Origin of the sequence: Xylocopilactobacillus apis (assembly GCF_033095965.1) — a bacterium.
GTDB classification, from domain to species: domain Bacteria; phylum Bacillota; class Bacilli; order Lactobacillales; family Lactobacillaceae; genus Xylocopilactobacillus; species Xylocopilactobacillus apis.
In genome coordinates this window covers 610,371-636,385 of sequence record NZ_AP026801.1, presented here as the reverse complement: position 1 = coordinate 636,385, position 26,015 = coordinate 610,371, and the positions used below count along the sequence as shown (strand labels likewise).

Annotated in this window: 22 protein-coding genes and 1 tRNA gene; 5 read left to right on the top strand and 18 right to left on the bottom strand. The window is 33.7% G+C overall.

Going from position 1 to position 26,015, the window contains the following annotated elements; translation table 11 throughout:
• Window positions 1–24: 24 nt before the first annotated feature.
• On the bottom strand, window positions 25–1,041 hold the full coding sequence (gene trpS, locus R8749_RS02925) for a tryptophan--tRNA ligase (protein ID WP_317697886.1): 1,017 nt from the start codon (window positions 1,039–1,041) through the stop codon (window positions 25–27).
• 54 nt (window positions 1,042–1,095) lie between these two features.
• Here trpS and R8749_RS02920 point away from each other — a divergent pair.
• A tRNA-Thr gene (locus tag R8749_RS02920) sits at window positions 1,096–1,168 on the top strand.
• 164 nt (window positions 1,169–1,332) lie between these two features.
• Here the strand turns inward: R8749_RS02920 and R8749_RS02915 are convergent.
• From R8749_RS02915 to R8749_RS02860, 12 genes are all read right to left on the bottom strand, one after another.
• Window positions 1,333–5,256 carry a BspA family leucine-rich repeat surface protein gene (locus R8749_RS02915; RefSeq protein ID WP_317697884.1) on the bottom strand — a complete coding sequence of 1,308 codons (3,924 nt, stop codon included), beginning with the start codon at window positions 5,254–5,256 and terminating at the stop codon, window positions 1,333–1,335.
• A gap of 203 nt (window positions 5,257–5,459) precedes the next feature.
• Window positions 5,460–6,797 carry an NCS2 family permease gene (locus R8749_RS02910; protein WP_317697882.1) on the bottom strand — a complete coding sequence of 446 codons (1,338 nt, stop codon included), beginning with the start codon at window positions 6,795–6,797 and terminating at the stop codon, window positions 5,460–5,462.
• Window positions 6,798–6,924: 127 nt separating this feature from the next.
• Entirely contained in the window at window positions 6,925–7,821 is an 897-nt protein-coding gene (locus R8749_RS02905; RefSeq protein WP_317697880.1) for a hypothetical protein, read from the bottom strand.
• Window positions 7,784–8,227, bottom strand: a complete 444-nt coding sequence (locus R8749_RS02900) for a zinc ribbon domain-containing protein (RefSeq protein WP_317697879.1) — start codon at window positions 8,225–8,227, stop codon at window positions 7,784–7,786. Before R8749_RS02900 ends, R8749_RS02905 begins: the two co-directional genes overlap by 38 nt.
• Window positions 8,217–9,188, bottom strand: coding sequence for a hypothetical protein (locus R8749_RS02895; RefSeq protein WP_317697878.1), 972 nt, complete (start codon window positions 9,186–9,188; stop codon window positions 8,217–8,219). The genes R8749_RS02900 and R8749_RS02895 overlap by 11 nt, the downstream gene beginning before the upstream one ends.
• A complete protein-coding gene (locus R8749_RS02890; protein WP_317697877.1) occupies window positions 9,166–9,630 on the bottom strand; it encodes a hypothetical protein in 465 nt (154 codons plus the stop codon). Before R8749_RS02890 ends, R8749_RS02895 begins: the two co-directional genes overlap by 23 nt.
• A 206-nt stretch (window positions 9,631–9,836) precedes the next feature.
• On the bottom strand, window positions 9,837–10,286 hold the full coding sequence (locus tag R8749_RS02885) for a threonine/serine exporter family protein (RefSeq protein WP_317697876.1): 450 nt from the start codon (window positions 10,284–10,286) through the stop codon (window positions 9,837–9,839).
• Window positions 10,283–11,047 carry a threonine/serine exporter family protein gene (locus tag R8749_RS02880; protein ID WP_317697875.1) on the bottom strand — a complete coding sequence of 255 codons (765 nt, stop codon included), beginning with the start codon at window positions 11,045–11,047 and terminating at the stop codon, window positions 10,283–10,285. The genes R8749_RS02885 and R8749_RS02880 overlap by 4 nt, the downstream gene beginning before the upstream one ends.
• 27 nt (window positions 11,048–11,074) lie before the next feature.
• Window positions 11,075–12,325: an ABC transporter permease gene (locus R8749_RS02875; RefSeq protein WP_317697874.1), complete on the bottom strand. Its 1,251-nt coding sequence runs from the start codon at window positions 12,323–12,325 to the stop codon at window positions 11,075–11,077.
• Window positions 12,325–13,215, bottom strand: a complete 891-nt coding sequence (locus R8749_RS02870; protein WP_317697873.1) for an ABC transporter ATP-binding protein — start codon at window positions 13,213–13,215, stop codon at window positions 12,325–12,327. The genes R8749_RS02875 and R8749_RS02870 overlap by 1 nt, the downstream gene beginning before the upstream one ends.
• A gap of 21 nt (window positions 13,216–13,236) precedes the next feature.
• Window positions 13,237–13,593 carry a hypothetical protein gene (locus tag R8749_RS02865; RefSeq protein ID WP_317697872.1) on the bottom strand — a complete coding sequence of 119 codons (357 nt, stop codon included), beginning with the start codon at window positions 13,591–13,593 and terminating at the stop codon, window positions 13,237–13,239.
• 99 nt (window positions 13,594–13,692) lie between these two features.
• Window positions 13,693–14,286 (bottom strand): helix-turn-helix domain-containing protein, encoded by a 594-nt coding sequence (locus tag R8749_RS02860; protein ID WP_317697871.1) that lies wholly within the window; start codon window positions 14,284–14,286, stop codon window positions 13,693–13,695.
• 187 nt (window positions 14,287–14,473) lie between these two features.
• On the opposite strand from R8749_RS02860, the gene lepB reads away from it, so the two are divergent.
• Window positions 14,474–15,061, top strand: coding sequence for a signal peptidase I (gene lepB / locus R8749_RS02855; protein WP_317697870.1), 588 nt, complete (start codon window positions 14,474–14,476; stop codon window positions 15,059–15,061).
• A gap of 70 nt (window positions 15,062–15,131) precedes the next feature.
• Here lepB and R8749_RS02850 read toward each other — a convergent pair whose 3' ends face one another.
• Complete coding sequence (locus R8749_RS02850) at window positions 15,132–16,694, bottom strand: helix-turn-helix domain-containing protein (protein WP_317697868.1); 1,563 nt, start codon at window positions 16,692–16,694, stop codon at window positions 15,132–15,134.
• A gap of 374 nt (window positions 16,695–17,068) precedes the next feature.
• Between R8749_RS02850 and pepF the strand changes: the two genes are divergently transcribed.
• Window positions 17,069–18,859: an oligoendopeptidase F gene (gene pepF, locus R8749_RS02845; protein WP_317697866.1), complete on the top strand. Its 1,791-nt coding sequence runs from the start codon at window positions 17,069–17,071 to the stop codon at window positions 18,857–18,859.
• 60 nt (window positions 18,860–18,919) lie between these two features.
• Here pepF and R8749_RS02840 read toward each other — a convergent pair whose 3' ends face one another.
• Complete coding sequence (locus tag R8749_RS02840) at window positions 18,920–19,354, bottom strand: universal stress protein (RefSeq protein ID WP_317697865.1); 435 nt, start codon at window positions 19,352–19,354, stop codon at window positions 18,920–18,922.
• A gap of 196 nt (window positions 19,355–19,550) precedes the next feature.
• Here R8749_RS02840 and R8749_RS02835 point away from each other — a divergent pair, with 196 nt between their 5' ends.
• Entirely contained in the window at window positions 19,551–21,122 is a 1,572-nt protein-coding gene (locus tag R8749_RS02835; protein ID WP_317697864.1) for a CAP domain-containing protein, read from the top strand.
• Window positions 21,123–21,137: 15 nt separating this feature from the next.
• A complete protein-coding gene (locus R8749_RS02830) occupies window positions 21,138–22,460 on the top strand; it encodes a hemolysin family protein (RefSeq protein WP_317697863.1) in 1,323 nt (440 codons plus the stop codon).
• Window positions 22,461–22,462: 2 nt separating this feature from the next.
• On the opposite strand, the gene R8749_RS02825 is transcribed toward R8749_RS02830, so the two are convergent.
• From R8749_RS02825 to murE, 3 genes are read right to left on the bottom strand one after another with little or no spacing between them, the layout of a single operon-like run.
• Window positions 22,463–23,401: an alpha/beta hydrolase gene (locus tag R8749_RS02825; protein WP_317697862.1), complete on the bottom strand. Its 939-nt coding sequence runs from the start codon at window positions 23,399–23,401 to the stop codon at window positions 22,463–22,465.
• A gap of 38 nt (window positions 23,402–23,439) precedes the next feature.
• Entirely contained in the window at window positions 23,440–24,213 is a 774-nt protein-coding gene (locus R8749_RS02820) for an aspartate/glutamate racemase family protein (protein ID WP_317697861.1), read from the bottom strand.
• Between the two features lie 2 nt (window positions 24,214–24,215).
• A complete protein-coding gene (gene murE / locus R8749_RS02815) occupies window positions 24,216–25,757 on the bottom strand; it encodes a UDP-N-acetylmuramyl-tripeptide synthetase (protein ID WP_317697860.1) in 1,542 nt (513 codons plus the stop codon).
• Between the last annotated feature and the right edge of the window lie 258 nt (window positions 25,758–26,015).

Genomic DNA, 26,015 nt, shown 5'->3' with positions numbered 1-26,015 from the left:
TCCTTTAAAAAAAGATCTGCTGGATCAGATCTTTTTAAAATAATTAATTCCCATTGCATCACGCACTTCTTCAAGTGTCGCATTTGCAATTTCATTTGCTTTTTCGCTTCCATCTTGTAATACCTGATAGACATAATCTAGATTAGCTTCAAATTCATCATGTTTAGCTCTAATTGGATCAAGAAAAGCGTTTAAGACCTCGATTAAACGACGTTTGATCTTAACATCGCCCAAGCCGCCTTTTTGATATTGATCTTTTAATTCTTGCACCTGAGCTTGATCTGGATCAAAAATATCTAAGTAAGTAAAAACAACGTTGCCTTCTACTGAACCTGGATCCTCAACGTGGATGTGATTTGGATCAGTATACATCGACATAACTTTCTTTTTGACCTCATCAGCACTATCAGACAAGTAGATTGCATTGCCTAACGATTTACTCATCTTGGCATTTCCGTCAATGCCCGGAATTCTTCCCTGACCTTTTGGCGGGAAAATTCCTTTCGGCTCTACTAAGATATCTTTTTGATAAATTGAATTAAAAGAGCGCACAATTTCTCGTGCCTGCTCAATCATCGGCTCTTGATCATCACCAACCGGTACATAATTGGCTTTAAATGCCGTAATATCAGAGGCTTGCGAAACTGGGTAAATAAAGAAGCCCGCCGGAACACTTTGACCAAATTTCTTTTGTTTTATTTCGGTTTTAACAGTTGGGTTTCGTTCAAGCCGCGAAACGGTAACAAGATTTAGATAAATCATGGTTAATTCATTTAAGGCTGGAATCTGCGACTGAACAAAAATCGTTGAAACATCAGGATTAATCCCTACCGAAAGATAATCCAATGCAACGTTAATCAAACTACGACGAATTTTTTCAGGATCCCTTGCATTATCGGTTAATGCCTGCATATCTGCAATCATAATTAGATTTTGATCAACCTGATCCTGCAGCTCGACCCGTTGTTTTAGCGATCCAACATAATGACCAAGATGAAGTTTTCCAGTGGGCCGATCACCCGTTAATGCAATTTTTTTCATTTTTCCTCTTTTCTAATTGACACCCATGTAAGTTTTTGTTAAATTTTATTTATTGCCGCTTTAGCTCAGTAGGTAGAGCACCACCGTGGTAAGGTGGGGGTCAGCAGTTCGAATCTGCTAAACGGCATTTTTATAACTTGAATAATTATATAGCTATGAGCATTTATTGGTAAAGTAAAAAGACTGAGTAATGTAAAATGCAGCAAAAAAGGTAAAAACAAAACATTTACGAGTTTGTTTTTACCTTTTTTTAATAAATTATCAATATTAATCATAAATTTATAATTATAATTATATCCCCGAAGTATTCACTAGTGTAAATGTAATTTGACCCCAGTAAGTTCCAATACTCGGAATATCTGTCTTTCGAGTTTTTATTCCTACCGTCCATGGAATGTTGATTTCATCTTGGTAATCCGTGCTTCTTGCTCCTGTACGCACCGTCTGAGCAGTTGAAGTTAAATTATACTTATTACCTGTATCCGTATCATGAAACCACAGTGGATTACCAGAAATTATTTTTGTTGAATCACTGGATAACTGCAGTGGCTGCGTAACTGCTGCCTCAATCTTCCAAGTTTGTCCCTGCCGAAAATTACGATTATCTTTTTCAGTCATTATCTGCGGGATGCTTTCTACTTCTTTTTCATTAAACCAAGGATTTTGACCTGAAATATACCCAACATTACTTACCCTAAACGTTTGAAAGCCTTCCTGATCCCAGACATAAGTTCTTTTATCAGTTCTATTCATCGTGTCACGAGTAATATCATTGCCATGAGATTTTGGCCCTTGAGGATTGTGATCACTCCCCCCTGATCCTACTTCTTGCCAGTAATCACTTGTTGCATAACAATTTAAAGTTGGTTGATCAAGATCTTTAATTTTCGTCCCCGCTACTGGATTACCTAAATTATCTTCTGAAAGAAGTTCATAATCCAAAATTGTGTCTGGTCCTAAGGTTAACTTCCATAGTGACGGCATATTTTTAAGAACTTTTTGTCTTTTATCCTGACCATAGTTTCGTACTGCTTTCCTCGTATTAAAATTACTCAGATCTAAACTACTTATTTTCAGACAATTACTAAACATCTCATTAAAATTTGTGCCTTGACTCGTATCAAAACTGCTTAAATCAAGCTGTGTTAACTCTTTAGAATAAGCAAACATCTCTGAAAAATAAATAACCTTACTCGTGTTAAAGTGCCTAAGATCTATTTCTTTAAGAATTGTACAGTCATAAAACATGCGATCCATTCTAGTTACTTGACTCGTGTCAAAATGAGTCACATCGATCGCTGGTAAAGATTGGCAGGAGGCAAACATTGCATCCATATCCTTCACTTGACTCGTGTTAAAGTTTGTAAAATCATATTTTAAATCAACTAGTTCTATACAACCCTCAAACATCCGGCCCATATCGTTAACCTGATTAGTCACAAAATTTCTAATATCGAGCTGCGTTAATGCCCCGCAAGATGCAAACATCGTATTCATTGTTGTTACTTTTCGAGTGTCAAAATGGGTCACATCGATAGTTGGCATCGATTGACATCCCGAAAACATGCCATCCATTCTTGTCACTTGACTCGTATCAAAATGGGTCACATCTACGGTCGGTAAAGAACTGCAGACAGCAAACATCGAATCCATATAAATCACTTTGCTGGTATCAAAATGAGTCACATCAAGTGATGACGATCCGCAACCGGAAAACATCGCACCCATATCTGTAACTTTGCTGGTATCAAAATGAGTCACATCAAGTTCTGGTAAAACGTTACAACTTCGAAACATCGATCTCATAGTTGTTACTTGACTAGTATTAAATTTAGTCACATCCAAACTGGTCAAGGCTCTACAGTCCCCAAACATATAGCTCATATCTGTGACTTTACTAGTGTCAAAATGAGTGACATCTAAACTTTTAACTTGACTGCAATAATCAAACATTGCCTTCATATTTGTGACATTGCTTGTCACAAGCGGCGTGACATCGAGACTTGTCATTGACGAACATCCCCAAAACATTTCACTCATGTCATTCACTTGCCTCGTGTCAAGGGGTGCTAAATTTAAACCCGTCAATGACACACATCCAAAAAACATCTCACTCATATTGGTGACCCGACTCGTGTTTAAAGGTGTTAAATTTAAATTCTTGAGTGATCTACAGTATCTAAACATCGCACTCATATCGGTGACGTTAGCGGTATTAAGCGGCGTCAAGTCGATACTCTGCAACGCATAACAATAATTAAACATCCAGCTCATATTAGTTACCTGACTGGTATCCAACTGATCAAGTCCTTCAATTGAGGTCATTTGTTTTAAATCACTAAAAAGTTTATACATTGAATCTTTTACCGTTACGCCAGGTGAAATTACGGCTTTAAATATTGGTACGCTCTCATCAGACGATTGATATACGGCTGGAACCCATGGCCAGTTCTGCATGGCTTGACCATTTTTAGCGGTCCAATTCACGTGATCCAAATCCCAATTGAGTTCGTGAGGGTAAATCGTCAAAACTTTGTTGCTGTCAACGTTCCACCACAGATAATCACTTAAAGTAACCGTTTTTGTTTTAGTTACGTCGAAGTTATTATTATTATCAACTGCAACAATATGTAAATACTTCTTACCCCCGCTGCTAACACCATCAGCGCGGTTAACGGTGATGAACCTGTGTGTATTAATATTTGTAACTACTCCGTTAGCATCCTTAACTGGGGTTGCCACTCCGTTGGGATCTGTGTCAATTTGATAAACATAACCCTTAATGCCGCTAGTGATTGTTGATTTAACTACATCCGAATACTTAGTTCCCGCTGCCGTCTGTGCCTTGATCCGATAATAATAATCAGTTCCTAGATCAACTCCAATTACTGAAATTTCTGCATAATTCTTATCCACTGACACACTTAGTCCTGGAGTATCTGGTGCTGTCGTATCACTGACCGTGTGATCTTCACCATGCGTGGTGGTATTTAGGCTGCTCGTGTAATACACCATATTGGCAATTACTTTTGCTTCATCTGGCGTACACGATCCAGTTGTGTGACCCGTCTGAATGATTGCATAATTATTTTTCGTCACTAAATAATCATTGTTATCGCCAATGCGATTCCCGTCATCGGTCCACGTCCGTTGACCGCTGGAATCTAAGTAGTGCTCTGAGGTCGGAATCCCTGAATCTCCATAAACATAATATGGAGGTAAATATTCCATCCAACGGGTGCCTCCACCTGAATACAAGTAAAATTGGCCTCCTGAATGCGAAGGCTGAATGTGATATTGCGCATTAGGGTCGAGTAGATAAGGATACTTGGTTAAATATCCATTTCTGGCTTGCGGCGAAAACTGAACCACATTAGAACCAAAACGATCATCATTAATTGAAGCATCATCAATATTTGGCATTAGTTGGATCCCCAGATCTGAGGCAAAATTATTAAAATATGGATGCAGTGAACTCATGACCGTATCGTGACCAAAAATCACTGACCTCCCGGTCTGACCAAAACTTTTCACTGCGTTAACACTACTGCTGTTTAAATCTTGGTTATTATTCCCATCAGATGAACCAAAATAAATCCCGTCATACTGATAATTACCCGCAGCGTCCTTTAAATAACTATCAGGGTTATTATTAAAGTCAATTAGAGAAACCGGCGTCACTTCTATTAAGCCCATTGAAACCGGCTGTCCGGTATTAGGATCCAATTGATCCATCCAAGTTTTCAAAAAGTTACCATTAACTGGATAGACGTTTAAAATTTTGACTTTCTTGCCATAATTAGTTGGCGGAGTCTGCCACAAAGCATCATTATCCGGCAAACTTGAATCTGTCGAACGCTGAACGAGATAGCCGTCATTTATTCCAGAGACATTTTCCCAATCTAAAACCACATAAGGCTGATTTGCAGTAGTTAAACGATCATCAGCAGTTAAACGAAAATCATTAGTTTTAACTACTGGTCCAGCACCTCTAGAAGTAATTCTATTTTGACTTTGAGCAACTAACTTTCCGTGCGGCTGTAAATGACTGGAAGGGTTAGTTAAAACGTCCTCCTCCCTGGAATCGATTACATTATTTTCACGAGATAAATTATTGGCTTGGCTTTTTTCTTTTGGCATGGTGTTCAAAAAAGCAATTAACAATACAAAACTTATCATAAAAAATAACGGCAGCTTTAATCTCTTCCAATTCATTTAATTAATCCTTTCAGTCTCAAACGCTTTACTGAACTTTAACATCTCACCGATTCTTTATTCGGTTATTTTTTAATATATTTTTTATAAAAAATAGTTATATTAAATTTTATTTCGTAATCGATTATTTTAAAGATCAATATATAAAGTTTTGTTTCAACCGTTGAGAAAGAACGATTCAGGATTAATAAATATTTTTTAATTTAATGAGCAAGATTTAAAGCAAATAACAAAAATAGAAAAATTAAAAATGCCAAATACATAATTGGATGTACTTTTTTGGCTTTGCCTTTGACGACCATGATAATTACGTATGACATTACGCCAAATGCAAAACCATAGGAAATATCATAAAAGAGCGGCATCCCGGCAATCGTAACAAATGCTGGAAAGGCACTTTCAAACTTGTTCCAATCAATATTACCTAGAGAAGTAACCATATATGAACCAACAATAATCATAATCGGTGCAGTAACTTGCGAAGTTACTACTGATAAGAGCGGTGAAAAGAACAGACTAGCAGCAAAAAATACTGCGACAGTTAGTGAGGTAAGGCCGGTTCTGCCCCCAACTGCAATTCCTGTCGATGATTCGACATAAGCAGAAGTTGGTGAGCTCCCGAAAATTGAAGAACCTGTCATTGAAATTGCATCACTAAGTAATACTTTTCCAACTCGCGGTGAAACCTTCTCGCCTCGTTTCATTAAACCAGCTTGTTCAAGAAGACCAACAACTGTACCGGTAGTATCAAAAAAGGCTACTAAGAAAAATATTATAACGACCGTTAACATTTGCGGTGTAAAAACATCTTTAACATGAAATAAAGCTTGCGCAAACGTCGGTTTAATTGAAGGAATCGGTGCCACAATTGCCTTAGGCATTTTTATCAAACCCGTTAAAATTCCGAGAATCGAAGTCGCTGCCATCCCGATCAACATATTACCTGGAACTTTTCTGGCAACCAAAATTAGAGTTAACACTAGTCCAAATACTGTCAGCCAAACTGTCGGATTATGAAAATCAGTTATTGTTAAAAGAGTTGATTTATCTTTTTGAACTAGTCCTCCATTCTGGAGTCCTACAAAAGCAACAAAAAGACCAATTCCTGCTGCAATTGCCGATTTTAAATCTGCTGGAATATTATTGATGATCTTTTCTCTAACTTTAAAAACGGTAACTAATAAAAATAATAATGACGCGACAAAAACACCTGCTAAAGCCGTCTGCCATGGAATTTTCATGCCAACTACTACGGTATAAGCAAAAAAAGCGTTACTCCCAAGAGAAGGAGCAATCGCAATCGGATAATTAGCTAGAAAAGCTGTGGCAACACATCCAATAATTGCAGCTAATGCCGTTGCTGCAAAAATTGCCCCCTGATCCATGCCCGCAGCACCTAAAACACTTGGATTAACAAATAAAATATAAGACATTGCAATGAAGATAGTAGTTCCAGCTAATATCTCACGTCCAATGGTAGTGTTATTTTTTTTAAGCTTAAAAACTCGATCTAAAGATCCTTCAATAAAACCCTTTTTCATTGATTCCCCCATCTTTATTTTCATTGTCATTTTCATTATTACTGAAAATAGAAGTAATTTCCAGTCTTAACACGTAAATAACAATTAAAAACAAATCAAAAAAACACTGGTTTTTAAACCAATGCCTCTAACCTAAAAAAGTGGTAAAAGATTTTGCAAAACTAATGAAATACGGATGAACTAAAAGATAACTTACAATCATCGAAACTGCAAAATATAAAGAAATAATGTAAACCCGATCAAAGAGAACCTGGCCCCTTGCTTGTAGTAAGTATAACGAACTCGCTAATATCAATATAACCGGAGCTAGACAAAGTAATATTAAAGTAAGTTTAGTAACAAAAGGGTTATTAAATAAAGAATAAACAAATGCTAAAACTGAGATCGGCAATAAGGATATTGAATAGCGAGAAAACTGAGCAATAAATGATTTTATTGAAAAATCTCGATCACGAATTAAAAATTTATCGCAGAAGATTCCCAGAAGCGGAATCAGCAGAAAAACTAAAAATAAAACTAACATCAATCCTAAAATATTATGCTTATTATTTGGATCTAATGCATGAATCAAGTACTGACCAAAGGCTTTATCATTTCCCTTAGCACTCATTTGAAACCCACTATTATAAAGAAGCTGGAGTGAAAAAGCGAAAAAGATAAACTCTATAACTAAAGAAATAATTCCCATTAAAAAATCATTAGAAGTTGTTTTTAGCGAAGGAGCTTTTAAAGACTTGATGATAAATTCTAGAAATTCTTGGAAGATGTTATCTTTACTCGCCGTTTGATGAATCTTTTTCTCAGGTTTCGATCTATTGCTTTTAAAATCTTCAGGTTCATCAACTTCTTCTTCAACTTGAGTATTAATTATAATTTTTTCAGGCGCATTAAGATCTTTTATCTCGTCTACACTTGAATAACGATCAAAATCATGATCATTTTCTAACTCATCTTCTTGTTTAGTGTTCGCATCAACGCTTTTAGAATTAGAAAGAAGGCCCCTTCTTTTTTTTACGTAGTTCATTTCTTTTTGGCGGACGCCCAGTATCTCCAGCATAATTTTGATTTGAATCAATTTCTTCTTTTTTCTGAGATGTAGAAGTCAGCGGTTCAACGCTATTATCTACCGTTTGACCATTAGATGCTAACAGTTGCTGCAATTCATGAATAGTAATTTTACTTTGACTTTCTTGACTGTCACTTAAAATTGTATCCAGTTCCTCAAATCCTTTATTCGTAGAAGAATTCGAACCAAAATCACCTTCAGAAGATGAACCTTCAGAAGATATTTTTTGATCATTTTCTTGATCATCAAGCGGGACAATATCCCCCACATAAGAATCGCATTTAGGACAATAATCCAATCCGGCATCAATTACTGCACCGCAGATTGGACATTCTTTTTTTAAATTTTTAATTTTATTTTCCATTATTAAAATTCGAAAGAGATGAAAGGTTATTAGTTATATAATATTGGTTTCTTATCACCAATCCATTATATAACAAACTGAACTCATATGTCTTATTATTATCTTTTTTTAAATCAGTTAAAAGTTTCCCTTGTGGCTGCATTTCGAATTTTATTTTCCGTTCATAATTTTTAACTTTATTCGAAATAACTTTAACTTTTAAGTTATCTTCTGGATAATCTTTAAACCCCCATCTAAATTTAGATGTGTCCTCATGATAACCGACGGTTAAAGAAATTTTTGGATGATCTAGTAATTGTTTATTCGTATAAAATAAATTGGGATGTTTTTTAAAACTTTTTTCTGAAGGACGATCATATGAACGTTCAAAATTAACAATTTTAAATCTAACCTTTTCGTCAGCTTGATTCTTAATGAGCTTTATATCGTCAATTAGTTCTCCTTTGCTGTCAGAACTTTCACCAAGATAGATAAATCCCACATTCTTTTTTTTCTTTTTCTTGGTTAAAACGTTAGTCGAATCATAATGAACTGTCTTATTTTTGTAATAAATCACTAGCTCTAGATTATCATTTACTGTCAGCGGAAAAGGTGCTTTAAAATAGAGCCTTTGTCCCTTTTTAGGATTATCTGGCAGTTTAATTTGTCCTTCATAGTTATAAGGTATTAAATATAGTTTTTCTTCCGAATAAGCTGTCAAAGTATCATCAGGCAGTCCTTTTTTATCAAAAGTCAGATTCGACTGAAGTCGTTTTTTTCCTATTTCTGTTAAATAAGTATACGAGTTACGTTCAGTATGCAGTTTCCCCTTTGTAGACAAAAGGTGATACATTGTTTGAACCCTTTTATGGTCTCGCAAATGCTTTAACTTTGATCCAGCCATAAAGGAACCACCTAAAAAAATTAACGCAACTAAAATAATTGCTAAAGCCATTAAGCTATTTTTTTGTGATTTTTTCATTCGACAGTTCCTTTTTATCTTCAGTTAGATTTTGTTTAGCTTGTCCCAAACATTCTTCAATGACTTTAACATTCTCATCTAAATTATTAATTTCGGCAATCCAAAGTTTAGATTTATTTACGTAAGGAGATTCGATTGAAAAATAAAACTTAATTTCTGCCTTCGAACCGTCAGAAAAAAATTCAGCATACTTGTTCGCATATGAATACGGTAAATTAATTATATTTGAAAAAACATTAACTTTTAAGTCATCCAAATCGCTAATGTCAAACTGATACATTGCGAGACCGTTTTTCTCATAATTATTTTTTACTGTCTCAAACGATTTCTGAATGAGCTTTTGATCATCTTTTATAAATTCTTTTAACAATAAATCTCTTTTTTCAAAAAAGTATTTTTCTTCTTCAATTAATTTACTAGCTTCTAAAATCGCAATCTCCACTTTAATTTACCTCAAGTTAACTATAAACTTTCTAAAAAAAAAGCTCAAACACAAAGGTTTGAACTATGTGCAGGACTTAATTTCTTAAGCAGACTATTAATCCTTGCTTCCTCTTCCCGAGGTGTGCAAGCAACCTGCTGAAAGGGTACATACGTACCCCATCGACTCATCGCACAATCGTATTTTATCAATTACTATACTTTAAATCAAGCACGGATTTTTTTGATGATTCTTTTAAAAGCTTCATCTATTAACTGACTCAACATCGTACCGACAGCCAAAGCTAAAATTACAATCATTACTCGAACAACAACATTTAACCCAGAATTCACTCCATTAAATACTGTATCGTGAACTCCTTTATAAGTTAAAGCACCCGGTGCCAAACAAATTAAACCTGAAACATTGAAGTTAAGAATCGGAACTTTTTTGTACTTTGCAAAAAGATAACTTATAAGTCCTATTACAAGTGCACCCATAAAATTAGAAATAAAGATTCCTAAATTTAAATCATGAAATAGTAAATACGTCATCCAGCCACAAACTCCTGTAAGTCCAGCTGCATTTAATAAACGATGAGGGACATTGATAATAATGCCAAAACTGACACTCCCAATGTAACTCAAAATTAAGTTAGTTAAAATTTCCATTATCATCGAAAGAACCTCAAAACTAGGGCAAGACCTGCACCAATAAAAATAAATGTTAAGACGGCTTCAAGAAATCGTAATAATCCCGAAAGTAAGTGTCCTGAAAGCATATCCCGCAGACCATTCATAATAACGATTCCGGGTACCAAGGGCATTACCGCACCAATAATCACTCCATCTAAACTGACAATTAAATGCAACTTTAATGAGACTACCGCCAAAATACCTATCAAAAAAGAGGCTACAAAATCACTAATAAACTGTACTTCATAAAAACGGTGCAAAAATGATGACATTAAAAATCCTAACATGCCAATAATTCCGGCTGGAATAAAATCACCCCAATTAGCCGTTGCATGAGAAAAAAGGATCATTAAACCACCACTAATCAAAAACGCAGAGATTCCTTTAAGCCACCACGGAAAGTCTGGAACATATTTTTCCACTTGATCTACACCACAAGCTAATTCTTTAAATGTGATTTTGCCAGCTGTAAATTTGCGGGATAAATCATTTATTGCGACTATTCGCTCCATATTGGTTGCTCTCGAATAGATTTGAATTACTGCGGTTTTATCAACTTTATTAATTCCAATCACAATCCCTGTTAAAGTTGAAAACACTTCTAAATCCGAAACTCCTGCTTGTTTTGCGATCCTTTTCATTGTATCCTCAGTTCGCGTAGTCTCAGCACCATTTTCGATCATAATTCTCCCAACTTTTAAGAGAACCTGCGAAATATAATCATAATTAAGATCTGACTGCATGAATAAACTTCCCCAAATTGAAATTATTTAATTCATTTTAGCCTTTTTTCTAAGGGAAAGCGATGATTTAAATGAATCCCAAACTCCTTTTTGAGAATAAACCAAAACGTTTGAACGATATAATTTTGCAGAAACTAAAGATATTACAACTGTTGCAGCTAAACAAATAAGAATTGAAACGATGCTTTCAAGCCAGGTCACTTTTCCTAGAACTAGTAAAAACGGCATTAAAGTCTGAGAAATAAAAGGAATAAATGCACAAATTTTAGTAATCGTCGTAAGTCCACCGCCAATTGAAGCAAAGATTAAAATATAAGCTATCATTGCTGGAACCATGAGCGGAATAATAGCCTGATTGACTTGTTCAATACTAGAAACTAAAGCTCCCAGCATTGCCGCCACTACTAGGTAAATAAAAATACCCATCATTCCAAAAATTAGTGTGTAAATCATTTCAGGACTAAACACCAGACCCCAATTAAGATCTTTTAAAATTCCGTTGAATCCATCGGTGACTTGGAAATATTTTATAAATCCTAAAATCATCGCCAAATAAATTAAAATTTGGACCACCATCGTTAAAAACACCCCGCCAACTTCGCCTAAAAACTGGGTTTTGGCATTAGTACTCGATAAAATAACTTCCATGACCCGTTCGCCTTTTTCTCGCCCAATATTTGTTGCCATTTGAGTCATGTAAATGATCATTAAAAAGAAGAAAATAAACGATACCGCCATTACTGCTACCATTTTTATGATTAATTTACTTTGATCCTGAGTCACCAATTGATGGTTACTGACCATACTAGTATGTTGTTTAAATTCAATCGGCGTCACTATTTTTTTCAAAGTTCTCGGTGGTAAATTAAGATGATTAGCTTTCACGCTTAAACCGATTTGGTTAACGGCTAACTGAATATCCTGCTCGGAAATCTTGGAACTTTGATTGGTATTATAGAGAAAAGCAGCAATTTCCCCTTTTTGTTCTTTCAGGACTAAATAACCGTCAATTTTCTGATCAATGAGAGCTTTTTTAGCAGATTTCTGATCATCATATTTAGTAATGTATTTAGTATCATCCGAATCAAAATGAGAAAAAGATTTAGCTAAAGAGTCATTAGACGAAATAACTGCTACTTTTGCTTGATCAGAGCTCGACTTACCAACGATGCCTACCACAGCTCCAATTAAAATCGGAAAAATTAACATCCAAATAAAAATGGGAGATTTCAAATTTTGAATTAAAACATTTTTTAAAACCACTTTTAGTTTGTTCATTAGTTTTCCCTCGCTTTAATCTTAAAGATTTCGTCTAATGATAAAGGCTGCTGAGAAAATTCTTGAAAACTTCCCTTGGCTTGAGCCTGAGCTAAAATTTCTTTACCGACCTCAGGATCGCTTAAAGTAATTTCAAAACGACCATCTTTTTCTTTCAAATCCTTTATGCCAGAAATTTGTTCTAGATCTTCAGCAGTTAACTGCGACTCTAAAAAGACCTTAATACGACCATAACTATTTCGGACTTCTTTAACCGTTCCATTAAGAATTGTATTCCCGTTTTTTAACATCATGATGCGATCACTAAGTTCTTCAACATTATCCATATTGTGACTTGAAAAAATAATACATTTTCCTTTTTCTTTTTCTTCTAAAATTGCATCACGAAAAATTTGAGCATTAACTGGATCAAGACCTGAAAATGGTTCATCAAAAATAATAAAATCAGGATTATGGATTAAAGTTACCATTAACTGAACTTTCTGCTGATTTCCCTTCGAAAGAGATTTCAGTTTATCGTTTTTCTTACCTTTAATTTCAAACTTCTCAAAATATTCGTCAATTTTATTTTTTGTAACTTGTCGAGATTGACCCTTAAGTTCAGCTAAATAAACGACTTGATCTTCAATTTTCATTTTCGGAAAAAGTCCTCTTTCCTCTGGTAAATAACCAATTTTGTTTAAAACCTCTTCATCAACCTTTTGATCATCGAACTTAACATTTCCATAATCAGGTTTCATTAAACCTAAAACTATCCGAAAAGTTGTTGTTTTTCCAGCACCATTCTGCCCGATTAAACCTAAGATTTCTCCTTTGTGAACCTCAAATGATTCATCAGTTAATGCTTGAACGTCTCCAAAAGACTTGCTAACATTATCTACTTTTAACATTAGTTCCCCTTTAAAATTTAGTTAAATCCATCTTTTAATATAAAACAAAAAAGATCCTATTACAGTAATTCCAACGAATAATATCACAAATAAAGAATGAGCACCTAAAAAAGCAATGCAAAAAATCCACATCGCAATTAAAATAGCTTGAACTATCCCGTTCATTTTTTTAATTGGCTGATCAAGCTTATCCTCCGTAAATTTAGTTAAACGCATTGTAATTAAGCTATCGACGATCAAAACAAGAGAAATTATCGCACCGATCTTAGTACTACTCATCATATAAACCACAAACAATAAAAACATATTTGATCCCATTAAAATTATGATATTCGACCTCATTACTTTAGCGGCATCTTTTTTTATTTCTTCATTCATATCCTTATCCTCACAAAATTAGTTATTTTAAGAATAAGAAATTAGACCAATTTTTGCTAACAAAGAATCTTTGTATCTTTGGTTTAACAGCAAAAAATTTTAATTTTCCAAATTCTTTTGATTAAGAAATAATGCAAAAGTTAAAATTATTAATACACCAATTAAAAAGCCACTAAAAATTTTTGATACTGGAGAAAAAAATAAAATTAATCCTAAGATCCAAAAGCATATAAGAATCGGCCAGGAATACCTGCTAAGTTTTAAACGAGGTTTATTAAATAATTGGGATCTCATAAAAAAGCTGATATAAACTAATGCAAAACTATTGATTAACATTACCGCCAGCAAGATTAACACTGAAGCATCCTGCTTCTTATCATTAAATAAATAGATAAGGTCAATTAAAAGTAACCCTAAATTAACCACAAGTAATGAAATGTGAATCCGTCTAATTACGTGAATTACCTGTTTTTTTTCGATGCTATCTTTTAATTCGGCATCTTCTTTTAACAAAACATCAAGCGACACCTGATACATTTCACTAAGATTGATTAGAGAATCGAGATCAGGATAACTACGCCCATTTTCCCAACTAGAAATTGTCTGTTGGGTGACGTGGAGATTTTCCGCAACTTCTTTTTGAGTTAGATTTAAAAGTTTTCTTTGGTTTTGTAATCTTTTATTAAATTCCATTATTTTGCCTTCTATAAAGTACTAAAAATTTTAAGTTTAGCTAACAAAGAATTCCTGTATTCTTGATTTTATCAGCTTCGATTATAATTTTCTTATTTATTAATACATTTTATAAATACCGGTAACGTAGAAAGATTAGTTGCGGTATAATATGAAAGATAAATTTTACTATTTTTAAGAGGAACGAATGAATTCAAAAACTAACAAAAGTTTCACTAACTTTTTTCAGACTATGATTCTCTTTGGGATTGTCTTAATAATTTCCCAGCTGCTTTTAACTTATGTGATTGGTAATGATGTCGTTAATGGACCTTCAATGGAACCTACCCTATACAACGGCGAAAGACTTCTTTCTGCCAGAAATTTTAAAGTGAAAAGAAACGATATTGTTGTTTTAAAAGCTCCTGATAAAGTTAATCAGCTTTACATCAAACGAGTTATTGGTTTACCGGGAGATAAAGTTGAATCTAAAAACGATCAACTCTATATTAACGGCAAAAAAATTGCCCAACCATATCTTAGTGCAAGTAAAGAAAAAAAAGGACTTGCTCAATTCAACAGTACTTATGGAGCCAACCAAACTCAATATACTAATGATTTCACGCTTAAACAATTATTTCACGTTGATCGAGTGCCAAAGGGAGAATACCTAGTGATGGGTGATAACCGCCCAGTATCTCACGACGGAAGATCATTTGGCTTTCTTAAAAGAAGTTCTTTAACCGGAAAAATTTTTGTTCGTTATTGGCCTTTTAATAAATTCAGATTCTTCTAACTAATGAATAAGAAAAAGGATTGAGATGAAGGATAGACTCCTCATTTCAATCCTTTTTATATTGCTTAAATTAAGCTAATTCTTTCTGATCTGGATAACTCTTGACTTCTTTTTGACTTGAATTAGTTCGTTCAACCTGAAGTAATTGAATTTCACGATAAATTCGATAAAATTCATTTTCGTTGGCTTCGCTATTCCAATATAAAACTTTCTTATCTTTAGGAACAACAATATTCGGAAGATTATCCAATTGTCCAAGTGGAGTAATAACAACATCTGCTAGTTCAATCGGATCTTTTTTGCTAAGAATATGTATTCCTTTAAGATCAGATAGAAATGTCATAAGGTCTCTGCTAGCCAAAATATCATCTTCAAGATAAAGCTTAACGCGAATTGCATCCGCAGTTAATATCTTACTAATAACCGGCAAAAAGAGCTGATAGATATCTTCACCAATTTGTCGATTACTGATAACAATATCCTGCATTTCATAATCACCCGCATTTTTAATAATAAAAGAACGGGTAAGTTCAATTAAGGAGTTATATCCAGATAAATTGTGCTTCTCTTTTCCAAAAAGGCGCCCAACCGTCGGATAATCACCCATAAAAACATAATAAGAGTAAAAAACGCGAACAAGATTAGATAAAAACACCTTATCTTCTAAAACTTTAGAAGACAGATCTTGTGAGTATTCATTTGCCAAAAATTCAAGATACTTAACCGTAAACTGCCACAATTTAGAATTATTCGACTTAAAAGTTTCAATTAAGTTATTATCATTAACATTTGATTTAATGAATGGAGAAATTGTTCGATTAAATGTAAAAAATAAATTTTCCACTTCGTTAAAAGAATATGTATTTGATAAGCGGAATATTTCAAAATTCTTAGCTTTTTCAGTGTTAAAAAACTTATTATTTTCAATAATTAAGTCAAGCCTACTAGCTCTAGAAATTGGATATCCATCCTGCATTCTTTTCATCGCAATGGCTGTTCTGAAAATACACTGATATTCGTCAACTTTATTAGAGTAAAGATAGTAAAATTCACTATTGTTAAATAGATTTAGAACTTGACGTGCCTCTGAAAAAGAAACATTTTCAAAAGGCCACTTATAACCCATAAATAGAGAATAATAAAAAATAAATAAAAATTCTCTGATTTTCTTTTCGTCACCTATAAACTTCATATCGATGTATGAAATTCCAATTCCGTAATGTTTCATATATTCATGAAGTGAGGAAGTTTTGCGAGAAAGAGTAGAACGGGAAATAAAATTAGTATCTAAAAAACCTTTTATATCAGAAAATTCATTCTTAAAAAGCGAATCGATAAAACGAAAAGTGAGCGTATTTGTAATAACTCGATTCCGATACTCTGTTAAAGACATTGTAAAACGGGTCCGGAATACTTCATTACCATCAAAAAATTCTTCAGGCGGAATCTGATATAACTTTTGAAGATCTTTAAGCAAACTTTGAAGGTTGTTATAGGTTTGCTGATAATTTGTTCCATGAACATTTGCCAGATCTGTTACTTTAAAAATTGGTTTTTGGATCGACAAAATATCTCGATACAAATTCAACCGAGTCAGATCAGATTTTTCTAAAAAGAGATTTTCAAAAATCATTATATAATTTCTCCACGAAAGTTGTTCATACTATACTTAACTAAGATATCACAAAAAGCTTATAAAAAGTCAAATTTCAAAAAAAAATTTATTATATTTAAAATATAATTCACAAATTTACTACGTATTAATCAAAATAAAAAAGATTAAAAGTCTATTTATCGTTAACAAATATTCATGTTTTAACCATCTTTTATAGTTTCAAAAATTCGATATAATCCACTCGACATTCAATTGTGATGATCTTTAGTATCCATTCTATCATATTTTTTTCAACAACTTTACAAATGTTTTTTAACTAAAAATGCCTCCAAATGAATTTAATTTGAATAAAAATCACTTATACTTAAATATATAAAATTTTGGAGGAAGTAATGGCACAAAAATCAAGAAATGAGATCCCTGAAAAATATACGTGGGATTTAACAACGATCTTTAAAACCGACAACGACTTTGAAGACAATTTCAAAAAAGTTCAAGAATTATCAGACAAAGCCAGTAAACATCAAGGTACGATGGCTACTAATGCTGAAACATTTTTCAGTGCGATTGAATCCAGCTTAGCTGCTTTTCAGCTGCTTGAGAAAGTTTATGTGTATGCAAGCATGAAAAATGACCTTGATACAAGCGACAACAAATATCAGGGCTATATTGCGAGAGTCAACGCTTTAGCTGCCCAAGTTGAAAGTACACTATCTTTTGTTCAGCCTGAAATTCTTAGTATCGAGCCTAGTGTAATTGATAAATTTATAAATGAAAAGCCTGAATATCAACTTTACAAACATTATCTCGACTACATTGAAAAGAAAAGGCCTCACGTTCTTAATGAAAATGAGGAGGCAATAATCTCAAAAGCGCAAGATGTTCTCAGTTCCTCTTCTGAAACGTTTGCGGTTTTGGCAAACTCAGATTTAAAATTTCCCGAAATCACTGATGAAGATGGTAATAAAGTTCCGTTGAGCAATGGATCATACGGTCTTTATATTGAATCATATGATCGAAGAGTTAGAAAAGAAGCATTTCAAGGAATTTATAGTGCTTATGGGGAATATAAAAATACTTTTGCCCAAACTTTAGCGGGACAAGTTAAAGCTGATAACTATCTAGCAGATGTTCATAAGTACCCTAATGCCCGCAGTGCAGCCATAGCCGAAAATAATATTCCTGAAACAGTTTATGATAATTTAGTTAACTCGGTTCACGACCATTTAGATCTCTTACATCGTTATGTTGCATTACGTAAAAAGGTTTTAAAACTTAATGAAATGCATATGTATGATCTATATGTTCCATTATTAGACGAACCACCAGTTGAATATAACTTTGATCAAGCTAAAGAAAGAGCTCGAAAAGCTCTTGAAATTTATGGTGATGAATATTTAGAAGCAGTTGATCATATATATAATGAAAGAATGATTGATGTTTATGAGACAAAAGGTAAACGATCAGGTGGATATTCTGGCGGATCTTACGATACAAATCCTTTTATCCTGTTAAACTATCAAGATACTCTCGATGACGTTTTTACTTTAATTCATGAAACTGGACATAGTGTTCATAGTTGGTTAACTCGCAAGTACCAGCCTTATGTTTACGGAGATTATCCGATTTTTGTCGCTGAAATTGCTTCAACTACCAACGAAAATCTGTTAACCAATGATTTCTTGGCAAATTCAGAAGATCCAAAATTAAAAGCTTACATTTTAAATCATTACTTAGATGGAGTAAAAGGAACAGTTTTCCGGCAAACCCAGTTTGCTGAATTTGAACATTACCTTCATATCTCTCAGCAAAACGGAACTCCAATAACTGCTGATGGAGCTTCTGAATATTACGGTAAACTTAATTCCGAGTATTACGGTGACAGTGTGATCAGTGATCCTGAAATTTCACTTGAATGGTCAAGAATTCCTCACTTCTATTATGATTATTATGTTTATCAATATGCGACTGGATTTGCGGCAGCTACTACTCTATCTGAAGCAATGTTCAATCATCAAAATGGCGCTGTTGAACGTTATCTTGGATTTTTAAAGAGCGGTAATTCAAAATATGCGATTGATACCATGAAAGAAGCTGGCGTCGACATGACTAAAACTGATTACTTAGATAAAACCTTTGCAGTTTTTGAAGAACGGCTTAATGAATTAGAAAAATTAATTTAAAGTCTATAAAAAAGGAACATTTTCAAATTAATGAAAACGTTCCTTTTTAAATTTTAAAAACTATTTTTTAATAATCATTACATCAACTTTTGCATGTCGATTAACGTATTCTGCAACTGAACCAACTAAAATCCGTTCGACTGCATTTAACCCTGTTGACCCAATCACAATTAAATCAATGTGATATTCATCTACAAAATCCTTTGCAATAACTGTTTTGGGATTACCAAATCGCACATGAATTGAAACGTTCTTTGCTCCAAGCTTTTCAGCTTTTTCTTTCATCTGAGTTAAATATTCACGAGCCCGCTCACTTAGATCATAAAACAGGTCCCCCGATACCACGCCATAATTGCCAACTAGTGGCATTGTATCGATGACATGGACCAAATACAAGGAAGTACCTGGCTCTGACACAAACTCCATCGCTCGATTAAATGCTAATTCAGAATTATCTGATCCATCTAAAGGAACCATGACTTTTTTATAATCCATTTTTTTACCTTCTTACTCTATAGTAGCCTTGCTGCGATCATTATAACATGATTTTCTCAATGTGATATTATTAATATTAATCACTAGCAGTATCCGTCTAGGTCCAAAATTTTTTTTAGAAAAATATTGATAAAAGTCTTTTTTCTTATTTAATAGTGTAAAATTATAGATATCCATTAATACGAAAGAGATCGCTATGTCTAATAAATATAATCAAAAAAATCACCATATATTTATCCTGTTAGTAATAGTTTGCTTAGTTTTACAAGTAAGTGAAACTGATGTATTTGCTGATGATTCCGCGCCGTCATATACGCCAGCGGAGTTGTCAAGAATAAATGAAATTAAAGCAAAATATTCTGATTTAGCATCTCGTGATTATGTTCGGGGAAATTACAACATTTATTCCGTTCCCCCAACTTTCTCTTATCCTTACAATGCTGGATTTATTAAACAAGATTATATCGATGATACAACTAACTGGATCAACTATTATCGTTTTTTATTAAACCTGCCTCCTGCTACAAACGCAGCTAAGACTAACGAAGACGGAACAGCTAATACTTATGCACAATTGGGAGCTTATTTATTGGCTGCCAGCAATGCTGATCCTGGGAAATATCAGCACAATCTTACAAATGCTGTTAGACCAAGTTATATTCCTACCCCCGTTTGGAATCAAGGGAAACCTTATACAAATTTTGCGGTTTTATATTTTAATACTAATTTAGCAGAGGAAACTGCATATTTTTCCATTTCTTCTTTAATTGCAGATAATTATGATTATCTAACTCCTGAAGCAACTGGACACCGAGCTGATCTGTTATCAAGCAGATTATCAAATTTTGGGGTCGGAGTTGCTTATGGGACTAATGGGACAAAATATGAAGTAATTCATTTTGACAATACCTTAAATGATATAATGTCAAAGCCAAGTCGAGAAATAGTAAATTATCCTGCTGAAGGTGTTTTTCCTATTGAAGAATTAACTCAAAGTAATACTGAACAACATCCAATTTATTGGTCAATCTATTTCAGTAATGATTACTTAATTCCGAAAACCGGGCTTAGCGTTACTGTAAAAAATGATACTGACGAAACTAGCGGTAATGCAACAAATGTTAAAAATGTGCAGGCAGATAATGTTGCAGGACATTACGCTAGTGCGCTAACCTACATTCCGCCCAAAAACGTAAAACTTCAATCCGGTAACCAATATACAGTTTCATTAAAGGGACTCGATCCTCAAAAATATAAAGGCGGAGAATATTCTTATACTTTTAAGCTTTTTAATGAAGTCGGGGCTCAAATTCCAATCAAAGATCCTGGAAATACCGTTGATATGAAACAAGACGGAATTGCTACTGTCCGTTGTGGACAAGGATCAATTCCAGTTTATGATAGTTATCCAGCTAATCATAAAAAAACTGGTCAATATTTAATCAATAATTCTCGTTGGAAAACGTCTGGCATATCATACTCTAACAATACTTTTTGGTTCAAAGTTGGAGATAAACAATGGATTAATGGAATTTATGTTGAATCAAATAACTATAGTTACAAATCAATTGCTACTATTAATTACTTACCAAAATATGGTATTAGAGTTTGGACCTCTCCATTCTTTAACAAAAAACCAGTGGGAAACAAATTTTTAAAAACCGGTACAAAATGGAAAACTTTTAAAGCAACAACAGTTAATAACGCAAGCTGGTTCAACCTTGGCGGTAATCAGTGGGTTGATGGTAAATATTTAATTGTTAAATAAAATTTAGGAGATATTTTGATAGAAGCATTAACGGCTGACGCCGCCTGTATTTTAGTCTTTCTTTTTTTAGAAGAATTATTCAATTTTTGGCGTCAAATTTTATACTATAAAATTAAATTTGGTGAAGATGACAGTAGTAAATCGGCCAAACTTCAAAAAGAACAGACTAAAACTTATTATTCTGCAATTATCAGCTGGGTGTTAGCTATAATTACTACTGGATTTTTTTCTATTACATTAATAGATAATATCGAAAAATATTTAATTAGTTCATTAACTAAAAATATTTGGATCGAATTGATTATTTATATCGTAATCTTTTTAATTTTTGTTTTTATAGGAAGTTTTTGTATCACATACAGCAGAAACCATATTTTTGTTGCTACAAAAAATAGTGAAATTGGTCGTTTTAGTTTTATTTTAAAATTAGCCAATTTAGTTTTTTACCCGGTTAGCTCTTTTGTTATCAATTTTCAAAATCATCCGGAAACCAACTCTGATGAAGCTGATGAAAAAATTGATTTTGTTAGTGAAGATGAAATTATAACTTTAACTGAGGAAGCTGTTAAACAAGGCGCGGTCGATGAATTTGATTTAATCTACATGAAAAGAGCTTTTGAATTTAATGATAAAATTGCCACTGATATCATGGTTGATCGCACTAGCTTGGAAGTTATTGACATCACAATGACTGTAAAAGACGCTCTTGTTACATACTTAAAAGAAGGATATAGTCGATACCCTGTAGTTGCTGACAACGATAAGGATAAAATTCTAGGTTATGTTTATATATACGATTTAATCAGACAATCTCAGGTTGACGGGACTATTACTGTCAGTCGGCTCTTACGATCAATTATTACAGTTCCTGAAACAACCCCTGTTCATGATCTTTTGCAAGAGATGATATCAAAACACACGCCAATTGTTATTGCTGTGGATGAATATGGCGGCACTAGCGGGATTATAACTGATAAAGACATCTATGAAGAATTATTCGGTACCGTTCGAGATGAAATTGATGATGTTAGTGACGAATATATTCAAGAAAAAGAAGATCATACTTTTTCTGTTTCTGGCAAAACAACTCTTTATGATTTTGAGAGATACTTCAAAGTTGAAATTGAAAGTTTTGAAGATTCAGAAAGCACCACAATTGCTGGCTACATTAGTGACATCAAGCCGGAAATGAAGGCCAACGACACTATCAATATCAATAACTTTAGTTTTACTGCGCAAGAAATAAAACGTGGTTTTATAACTTGGTTCTTAGTTAAAGAATTACCTCAAGAACAAAAAGAGATTGATCCTAACGATGAAGATCAATCTTCAGATTAAAACTAAGGAAGATATTTGTTTAGAAAATTAACAACTGTTTTCTGATACTTAATACGTTTCTTTTCAAAAGACCCTGCATGGGATGCACCTTTGACTACTAACAGCTGTTTAGGAGCAGACGTTGCTTGGTAATTATCATAAACCATTTTAGTTGGAACAAAAGTATCCTTGCTGCCGTGAATAAATAAAATCGGCAGCTTATTTTTTTTGAGTTGAGCAATCGAATCCCCATCATTAAAATTATATCCACCTCGAAGTCGTGTCTCTAAATTAACTGATGGAATTAACGGAAAACTAGGCAGATGAAACATTTGATTGAGCTGATATGATAGCTCACTATTAATACTAGAGTAACCACAATCTTCAATTAAAACTTTAACTTGCCGAGGAAGTTTTTCGCCGGCCAGAAACATCACTGTAGCCCCACCCATACTAACGCCAAAAAGTCCGATTTGAGCATTAGATTTGCCGGTTTTTTTAATTAACCGTTTTATCCAAAGCAAATCATCATAATGATCTGGCCAACCATAACCAATTATTTTTCCTTCTGAAGCCCCAGAAGCACGCGCATCCGGCGCTAATACATTATAACCATTATTATGAAACATCCTAATATAATCAGCCATATGCTCTTTATTTTTTGTATAGCCATGGAAAACAACAATTGTCTTATTTGTTTGTTTTGCTGCTGGTACAAAAGCCGCTTCTAATTTTAACTTTCCTTGAGCTGATTGTTCATACCAAATTTGTTTAGGATATTTCTTTAACCAAGCTTGATCTTTTTTTAAAGCCTGAGAACTGCCTGATTTAATAAAGGACTTATCTTCCCGCACAAAAGCATAGTTAAACATGTAGTTACTGGCAAAACCCAAACCAACTACCAAAACAAAAAGTACAGCAGCGATTATTATAAGTATGCGACGCTTTTTTGACTTTTTCATTGAAGGAACCGCCTCAAAATTTATTAAATTGTTCAGTTTTAGTGTAATAACCCACCTTGATCACCAGTTTCCTTATAACGAACCAGCAAATCTTTCACTAAATCTGGTTCATATCGATAAGCGTGAGCAAATTCTAATGTGCGGTCAACTAGAATGCTCTGTGAATCTAATAATTGATCGGAGATCTTTAAAATATCAGCGGCGTAAGATAATTCTGTACAGCCTAAAATTAAAGTTGATACTCCAAAGTATTCGCGAGCCTCTTTTAATATTTGATTAAAGAAAGTGCGATCCATCTCATTTTTTTCTTTAACATTTTCATAAATAAACTGCATGACTTTATCAGTAAGTTTTTCGTCCGGCAGCAGAATTTTTTTACCAAGAATTTCAAAAGACTTTTCGTAAACATGGTCGTGAACCGTTCCCTTGGTTGCTAATAAACCAAAAGATTCTTGATCAGGATACTTTTTCACTGCTTCCAAAGCTACCAAAAATGGCATATGTAAAATAGGAATTTCTGTCAATTTCTGAAGATCAGAGTAAAAATAATGTGCTGTATTACATGCAATTGAAATAAACTGTGGCTTTATCAGATTTTGCTGTCTGACGTCATCTGCAAGATCTGGAAAAAAGCTTTCTTTTTGATGATCTAAAATGTAATCTGTGCGATCAGGTACTGAAGCATGATTGACTAAGAGATAATTATAATAATCTTGATCCTGGTGAGATTTTGTACGTTCATTTAATAATTTTTCAAAATTCATCGAAGCAAATGTTCCCATCCCACCAAAAATCGTAAAAAATTTTTTCATATTTAATCCTTAATAGTTGCTAAGGCAATTTCTTTATCTCCTGCATAAGGTAGTTTCTGTCCTCGAACAATCATGTACTTATCAGCACCTTTTCCTGCTAAAAGAACCACATCCTCTGGACCATTATTCAAAACTGCTTTCTTAATAGCTTCTTCTCGATCTTCCACATAGGAAACTTCTACTTGATCATTAGTTATATATGATCTCATCTCTTCAGCAATATCACTGGCTTCTTCAAAATCAGGATCATCGGTTGTTAAATAGACCCGGTCGGCAAGATCATTGAGAACTTCACCCATATCACTCCGCCGGTTAATCCCTTTGTCCCCTGCACTGCCGGTTACAACACTAATTTTAGCATTTGGGAATTTGCTCTTTATAAAGTTTAATGTAGCAGTCAAACTTAATTTGTTATGAGCAAAATCTACAACTACCGTCCCGTGTTCCTTCAAATCAAGCACTTCAAGACGTCCTGGTACTCTAACGTCTTTAATACCTAAAAAGGCTTCATGACGATTAGCGCCTAAAAGAGTGGAAGAAATAATTGCTCCCACGGCGTTAATAACGTTAAATATACCTGGCATTGAAATTTCATAATCACCATCTATATTTAATAATTTCCCTTTTTGTGAATTTGCATGGAGGACAAATTTGACCCCATTAATTAAATCTTCATTAATCTCATAATAAAAATCAAAATCAATTTCCGGATGTTTTTCTAAATAATCCTTGCCGGCATAGACAAAAATACTATCATCATCTGTACTAACTTCTGCAGCTTTTGAAACCATGTCCCAATCTTGAGTGTCTGCGTTTAAAACGACCTTTCGTGAATTCATGATCAACTGAATTTTATTATGAAGATAATTCGCATAGCTTGGATGTTCATTTTCTCCCACATGATCTGGTGAAATATTTAAAAAGACCCCCACATCATAGGTTAATCCGAAAACTCGATTCCGTAGATAGGCTTGACTGGATACTTCCATAACCAAATCCATCATGTCGTTGATCCCGGCCTGACTCATTTCAGAAAAAAGATCGACACTTTCTGGCGTCGAAAGATTCGAAGGAATCGTATCCCCCGGATTAGATCCCATAATTCGTTCAATTGTTGAAAAAAGAGCAACTCGATGAGGAATCTGTTTATCCAAAATAGATTGAGCAAAATAAGCGGTGGTTGTTTTTCCTTTAGTTCCAGTAATTGCCAAAACATTTAAATCATCTTGAGGATAATCGTAGAAAGCTGCTGCTAAAATAGCCATTGCTTTAGTAACATTACGAACGATAAAAGCGTTAAGGCCCGTTCCTTCAACCATTGGTTTTTCTGCTACGTAAGTGATTGCTCCTTTATCTTTAGCCATTGTTAAAAAAGCAGGTCGAAAATGATCCCCTTTACAGAAAAAAATGGAATCTTTTTTCACAACGCGGGAATCAAAGGCAATATCACACATTACCGTATCTAAATCACCTTGAATTGCGCTGCTTTTTAATAAATGATGTTCTTTTAATAGTAATAAACACGAATTAATTGTTAGTGACATAATTGACTCCTTATTATTACCAGTTTACCATGGATTCTCTCATTTGCTGTTAAGATTTCCTAAAATATACCCGGTTAATTATTTGAACCTTGATAAAATATTTATTACTTTTAAATATTTGTAAAAATCTAATTCTTCATCTAAATTGGGTTATACTTAGTAATAGCAATTAATTTTTTTATCAAGTAAAAAGACATTTCTTCATTGATCAAACTTTCTATAATTAGGGATACGAAAATTATCTTTAATTACTTTTCA

Bases quoted from the DNA above. Each gene is read 5' to 3' on its own strand.
- R8749_RS02850 (WP_317697868.1), bottom strand. From the start codon at position 16,694: ATGATTTTTGAAAATCTCTTTTTAGAAAAATCTGATCTGACTCGGTTG.
- R8749_RS02880 (WP_317697875.1), bottom strand. From the start codon at position 11,047: ATGCAGTCAGATCTTAATTATGATTATATTTCGCAGGTTCTCTTAAAA.
- R8749_RS02840 (WP_317697865.1), bottom strand. From the start codon at position 19,354: ATGGATTATAAAAAAGTCATGGTTCCTTTAGATGGATCAGATAATTCT.
- R8749_RS02885 (WP_317697876.1), bottom strand. From the start codon at position 10,286: ATGATAATGGAAATTTTAACTAACTTAATTTTGAGTTACATTGGGAGT.
- R8749_RS02895 (WP_317697878.1), bottom strand. From the start codon at position 9,188: ATGAAAAAATCACAAAAAAATAGCTTAATGGCTTTAGCAATTATTTTA.
- R8749_RS02870 (WP_317697873.1), bottom strand. From the start codon at position 13,215: ATGTTAAAAGTAGATAATGTTAGCAAGTCTTTTGGAGACGTTCAAGCA.
- R8749_RS02875 (WP_317697874.1), bottom strand. From the start codon at position 12,325: ATGAACAAACTAAAAGTGGTTTTAAAAAATGTTTTAATTCAAAATTTG.
- R8749_RS02865 (WP_317697872.1), bottom strand. From the start codon at position 13,593: ATGAATGAAGAAATAAAAAAAGATGCCGCTAAAGTAATGAGGTCGAAT.
- R8749_RS02915 (WP_317697884.1), bottom strand. From the start codon at position 5,256: ATGAATTGGAAGAGATTAAAGCTGCCGTTATTTTTTATGATAAGTTTT.
- R8749_RS02910 (WP_317697882.1), bottom strand. From the start codon at position 6,797: ATGAAAAAGGGTTTTATTGAAGGATCTTTAGATCGAGTTTTTAAGCTT.
- R8749_RS02820 (WP_317697861.1), bottom strand. From the start codon at position 24,213: ATGAAAAAATTTTTTACGATTTTTGGTGGGATGGGAACATTTGCTTCG.
- R8749_RS02900 (WP_317697879.1), bottom strand. From the start codon at position 8,227: ATGGAAAATAAAATTAAAAATTTAAAAAAAGAATGTCCAATCTGCGGT.
- lepB (WP_317697870.1), top strand. From the start codon at position 14,474: ATGAATTCAAAAACTAACAAAAGTTTCACTAACTTTTTTCAGACTATG.
- R8749_RS02835 (WP_317697864.1), top strand. From the start codon at position 19,551: ATGTCTAATAAATATAATCAAAAAAATCACCATATATTTATCCTGTTA.
- pepF (WP_317697866.1), top strand. From the start codon at position 17,069: ATGGCACAAAAATCAAGAAATGAGATCCCTGAAAAATATACGTGGGAT.
- R8749_RS02825 (WP_317697862.1), bottom strand. From the start codon at position 23,401: ATGAAAAAGTCAAAAAAGCGTCGCATACTTATAATAATCGCTGCTGTA.
- R8749_RS02905 (WP_317697880.1), bottom strand. From the start codon at position 7,821: ATGAACTACGTAAAAAAAAGAAGGGGCCTTCTTTCTAATTCTAAAAGC.
- trpS (WP_317697886.1), bottom strand. From the start codon at position 1,041: ATGAAAAAAATTGCATTAACGGGTGATCGGCCCACTGGAAAACTTCAT.
- murE (WP_317697860.1), bottom strand. From the start codon at position 25,757: ATGTCACTAACAATTAATTCGTGTTTATTACTATTAAAAGAACATCAT.
- R8749_RS02860 (WP_317697871.1), bottom strand. From the start codon at position 14,286: ATGGAATTTAATAAAAGATTACAAAACCAAAGAAAACTTTTAAATCTA.